Annotated in this window: 4 protein-coding genes; 2 read left to right on the forward strand and 2 right to left on the reverse strand. The window is 45.3% G+C overall.

Annotated elements, in window-relative coordinates; all coding sequences use genetic code 11:
- A partial coding sequence (locus ACTCNA_RS17535) for a DUF2752 domain-containing protein (protein ID WP_462949236.1) occupies window positions 1-363 on the forward strand: 363 nt, incomplete at its 5' end.
- A 63-nt stretch (window positions 364-426) separates the two neighbouring features.
- Window positions 427-1077, forward strand: a complete 651-nt coding sequence (locus tag ACTCNA_RS17540; protein WP_462949237.1) for a hypothetical protein — start codon at window positions 427-429, stop codon at window positions 1075-1077.
- 15 nt (window positions 1078-1092) lie between these two features.
- Here the strand turns inward: ACTCNA_RS17540 and ACTCNA_RS17545 are convergent, their stop codons facing one another.
- Together ACTCNA_RS17545 and ACTCNA_RS17550 are read right to left on the reverse strand one after the other, a co-directional pair.
- Window positions 1093-2382: an AmpG family muropeptide MFS transporter gene (locus ACTCNA_RS17545; protein ID WP_462949238.1), complete on the reverse strand. Its 1290-nt coding sequence runs from the start codon at window positions 2380-2382 to the stop codon at window positions 1093-1095.
- The gene (locus ACTCNA_RS17550) at window positions 2379-4856 is read right to left on the reverse strand and encodes a glycoside hydrolase family 9 protein (RefSeq protein WP_462949239.1); all 2478 of its coding nucleotides are present in this window, start codon (window positions 4854-4856) and stop codon (window positions 2379-2381) included. The genes ACTCNA_RS17545 and ACTCNA_RS17550 overlap by 4 nt, the downstream gene beginning before the upstream one ends.
- Between the last annotated feature and the right edge of the window lie 168 nt (window positions 4857-5024).

Raw genomic sequence — 5024 nt, forward strand, 5'->3', positions numbered from 1 at the left:
ATTCTCGCACTGGCAGTCCTTTTTTTTCTGCTCGATCCATCGAAAAACCAACTTTTCCCCCGCTGCATTTTTCATTCACTAACTGGGTATTACTGCCCGGGATGTGGCTCGCAACGGGCCATTCACAGTTTGTTGCACCTGAATATTGCAGGAGTTGTGGGCAATAATTTTCTTTTTCTACCAGCCGTGCTCGCCATTATTTACCACTTCATTCACCCCTTTTTAAACAGATATTTAAACTGGAACCTTCCCAATATTTTTTACATGAAAAACACGCCCTGGGTGATTTTCGGAATAATCCTGTTGTTTTGGTTATTGCGAAACCTGTCGGTTTATCCGTTTTCGGTGCTGGCGCCGGGGTAACATATTCACTAAAAAAGTACAAGTTGTGGTATAAATTTTGAAAGACTTTCAAAAATAAAAGCCATGAAACATTTTTTATACCTATTTGCTGTAATCGTACTCTTATCAGCCTGTTCAAATATCAATCAAATTATAACCGTCGATGACGATTTCAAAAACGAAAAAAGTATCCGGCTCATTCAGGAATTGGAAGGATATTCTGACGAAAAACGCGGCGGACTGCGGGAAGTAGATTATATTGTAAATCTGAAAACACTTTATCTTAAACCTGATGGTCAGCAGGGAAAAGTAACTGCTGAACTCATACTGAAAACAAAGGCAAGGCCGGAAGAGCTCGACTCTCTGATTTTTATTGAAGCCGATGGAGAAAAACTTCAATTTATATCCCGTGAATATGCAGTCCGACATTTTGTGAACCGCTCAGTTTCCACAACCACAACCACTTTGGCACAAAAGAAGAAAGATAACGACAATGAAAAAACATCAACCTCAACAAAAACCACTACAACAGACCAACCCTTACAGATAATGAAACGCACCATTGAAATTCCCCGCGATATGTGGAAACAATTGAGCCAGTCCGAACAAGTAAAATTTCGTTTTTATATTGAAAATGAAGGCGTAACAACTCGTTTCACTTCACGCGATCGTAAAAAATTTGCCGAACTGTTTAAAATTATTCTGGAATTTGAAAAATCGCAACACAACTCATAAATCAGTTACATAACACTATTGCTCTTTCCCGTTTTTCATCCCGAATTTGGGATCGTACCGAAGGTAATTTACAATGATAAACCCCGGAATAGTGCACAGCATCACCCAAATGAAAAAATACTGATAGCCAATCATTTCCTGAATCCAGCCACTAACCATTCCCGGAAGCATCATACCCAGCGCCATAAAACCGGTACAAAGCGCGTAGTGGGCGGTTTTATGCTCGCCGTCGGCAACGTAAATCATGTAAAGCATAAATGCGGTGAAACCAAAACCGTAACCAAACTGCTCGATAATGACTGAACCTGTAATAATCCAAAGACTTTCGGGTTGCACGTAGGCGAGCAGAACAAACATCAGGTTGGGCAGATTCATGGCCAAAACCATGGGGAGCATCCAGTATTTCAATCCGTTACGCGACACCAGGATTCCGCCGATAATTCCACCCAAAGTCAGCGCAATCATCCCGGCTGTACCATAAACAAACCCGATATTGCTGGTTGAAAGTCCCAACCCGCCAACATCCGGGTCGTCGAGCAAAAACGGTGTGGCCAGCTTCACCAGTTGCGCCTCGCCCAGCCTGAAAATCAGAATAAAAATCAACGACAGCACAATGCCGTCTTTTTTAAAGAAGGTGACAAACGTTTCTACAAAATCGGCCATCACCTGCTTCAACGATTTCGATTCGCGTTTTACATCGTCAACCGGACGCGGAAGGATAAACAGGTGCCAGATAAAAAATGCCAGAAACAGGGCCGCAAAAACGAAAAAGGTAATGCTCCACGCCCACTGATTATCGTCGCCCGCTATTTTTTCCATTTCGCCGGCCAGTATCACCAGCGGCCCTTGCCCGGCCAGCATGGCAAAACGGTAAAATGTATTGCGGATTCCCACGAAAAACGCCTGGTCGTGTTTCGAGAGGCCCAGCATGTAAAACCCGTCGGCAGCAATGTCGTGCGTGGCCGAGCTAAACGCCATCAGCCAGAAAAAAGCAATGGTGTATTGAAAAAACTTGCTTGCCGGCAGCGTAAATGCAATTCCCGCCAAAGCAGCGCCAATCACCAGTTGCATCACCACAATCCAGTACCGTTTGGTTTTCAGAATATCCACAATCGGGCTCCACAACGGTTTTATCACCCACGGCAAGTAAAGCCAGCTCGTGTAAAGCGCAATTTCAGTATTGGAAATATCGAGCCGCTTGTACATGATTACCGAAACGGTCATTACAAAAACGTAGGGAAGTCCTTCGGCAAAATAAAGTGTGGGAATCCATGCCCACGGATTTCGGGTTGCTGTTTTTGTCATAATTCCTCTTTTAACGATTTAAACTGGTATCCTTTAGAAGAAAAGTGGCGAATAACATCTTCCAGAATCCGGTAAAATTTGTCGGTGCGTTCGGGCGCTGTTCCCGGATGAATGAGCAAAATGGCACCGTTCAGTCCGTTGGGTTGCTGTTGCTCAAACTGCAGCAGATTGGCATATATTTTTATCGATGATTTGTAGTTTTCCATTTCCGGTGTAGTGTAATCGGCGTTGGTTCCGGTGCCGGGCGTGAAGTTCACCACATCAAGCCCCAGGTTGCGGCACCAGTCCACAATTTGCCGGTTGTACCATTCATAAGGCGGCATAAACCAACGCGCTTCATCAGGTTTTACACCGTATTTTTCCAGTTCCCGAAAATTATTTTTCAGGTCCGCTTCAAATTCAGCGAAAGAAATCAACGTTGAATCCCGTTTTTCCCAGTCGCAGTAGAGCAGATGGTTGTTGGAATGAGCCCCAACATAATGCCCTTGTTCCACAATTCTTTTGGTGATGTCTTTAAACTTCGGGTTTCGTAAAAAATTCCCGGTAAAAAAGAACGAACCTTTGATCTTCTGTTTTTCCAAAACCTGCAGAACATGTTCGCCGCCTTCAAACTTGTCATCCGCCGTAAGAGCCAGGAAAATATTTTTTTCATTCGGATTGAACCTGATAACAGCACCCTGTTCGTCTTTTATTTTTTCATTTTGCTGAGCCATTTTTCGCCCGTCATTTTCCAGCGAAGCGAGATAAAAACTGAGGCTGGCAGTTCCGTCCATAGTTGGCTCGTTGGTGGCGTAATCGCCGATATCGTCGTAATAAACCGCTTTGCCGTTATTGAAAGCCGCGTATTCATCGGGATTTTGCAACGCAATTCCAATCTGGTTTTTGTGGCGCGCAGCGTCAATCGGCCCGTCAACAAGCCCGCCCGGTGTAGTCCCGCCCAGCAAAACGGTGTACGATGAATGCGGCAACATGGGCGAATCTTCCACTCCCGGAAGATCACAAATCATGGCAGTTCCCCACGGATTGCACCCAAACAGCCAGTCGCGCAGGGCGGCCTCCATTTCGGTGAATGTAGTGTTGCCGGTTTGTTCCCGGTAAAGCCGCGCCTGAATGATAGCCGCGGCAACCAAATTGTTGGAACACCACAAAAAAGGCAAACCATAAAAAAAAGGATCGTCTTTTCCCCGGTCGTGCAACAGTTGCAGTCCCTTTTCATAAAACCTGGCAAATTCTTCCTCGTCGTTCTGCATCATAAAATAGTGGCCGAGGTTCACAAACGGGTATGATTCGTAGTGTCCGGCCGTGTCGTTTTTTATCCACGGGCTCACGGGTTCCTGTTTTCCCCAGTATCCGGCTTCTTGCAAATAATTTTTATTGGCTGTGAGCCGATAAAGTTGAGCAGCAGCTAACTGCAAATCATCGGCATAGTTTTTTTCTTCATAATAGTAAGGTGAAACGTTACAGGCGGTTTGGGTGTATCCCGTTTCAGACAAGGCGAAATCAAAGGCATCCAGCGCTTTTTGTTTCATCTGTTCGGCCATTTCCGGATCCGATTCACTGAAAAGTTCTGCACCGAGTGCAAATCCTGAGGCAAATTTCCCGGCAATGGATGAAACGCCGGTGCTGGTGTTTTTGAACTCGGCCAGACCTTGTGGTTTTCCAGTTACAAAATAAACCGGCCGGAAACTGTCGCCCAAACCGTAATCTGCCGGGTCGTTGGTGGGCAGTCGAAACCCGATGTGGTCGCGATCGTCGGCAATTTGGTTGTACATTTCACCCGGCGCAGGATTCATTTTCAGCATCCACTGCAGGCCCCATTTTATTTCATCCAGAATATCGGGAATTCCGTTCGAACCTTCGTCGCCGCTAGCATCGTAAAAATCGCCCCAGATTTCTGGATAATTTTTGTAGGCGAACATCATCTGAAAAATGGTGTTGATGGAGGTGGTGGAATATTGCAAATAGTCGGTGGCATCGTGCCAGCCTCCTGTAACATCGACAAACTCGCCCGAACGCGTGGGATGATCCACAATTATGCCATCGTGCAGATGGCAGGAATCTTTCAAAAATGGATTGTAACCGCACCGCTGCTGGCGGAGGTAGTTGAGCAGGAAATCGGCCGTTCCGTCATAAACATCTGCGTTAATTCTGAAGCTGGGCGAACGGGTTTCAAGCAGTTTCAGGTAGTAGCCACCTTCAGTTTGAAATTCAGAAAAATTAAGCCGGTAGGCGGTTGTCATGCCCCACTCTGCCGCGGGTTTTGATTCTGCTTTTCCTTTAAAAACCACTTTGTTGGTAATGGCATTGTGCAGGGTAAAACTCCTGGCACGAATTTCTTCCGAAGCCAAAAATACAGCTACCTTCACCGTCTGCGGCTGGTAACCCAACTGGTTGATGCGGATCACCTGAGCTGCCTGCACTAATGTTCCGGACAAAAGCAGAACCATAAAAAACAAGGTGACTTTTTGTTTCATCGGTTTTTAGTTTAGTATCGATATTTTTCAGTTTACAAATTAACCATGAAAATTTGGAATCAAATTCCAAATTTTCATGGTTAATAGCTTTTATTCAAAACCGCATCCCTAAAATAGTGTGCTAAAATTTCCTTATACGAATATCCTTTTTCGCCCATCACGGCAGCA

This window comes from Tangfeifania sp., assembly GCF_055108615.1.

What these genes read in the sequence shown, in the direction of transcription:
- ACTCNA_RS17545 (WP_462949238.1), bottom strand. Translation starts at nt 2,382, where the DNA reads ATGACAAAAACAGCAACCCGAAATCCGTGGGCATGGATTCCCACACTT.
- ACTCNA_RS17550 (WP_462949239.1), bottom strand. Translation starts at nt 4,856, where the DNA reads ATGAAACAAAAAGTCACCTTGTTTTTTATGGTTCTGCTTTTGTCCGGA.
- ACTCNA_RS17540 (WP_462949237.1), top strand. Translation starts at nt 427, where the DNA reads ATGAAACATTTTTTATACCTATTTGCTGTAATCGTACTCTTATCAGCC.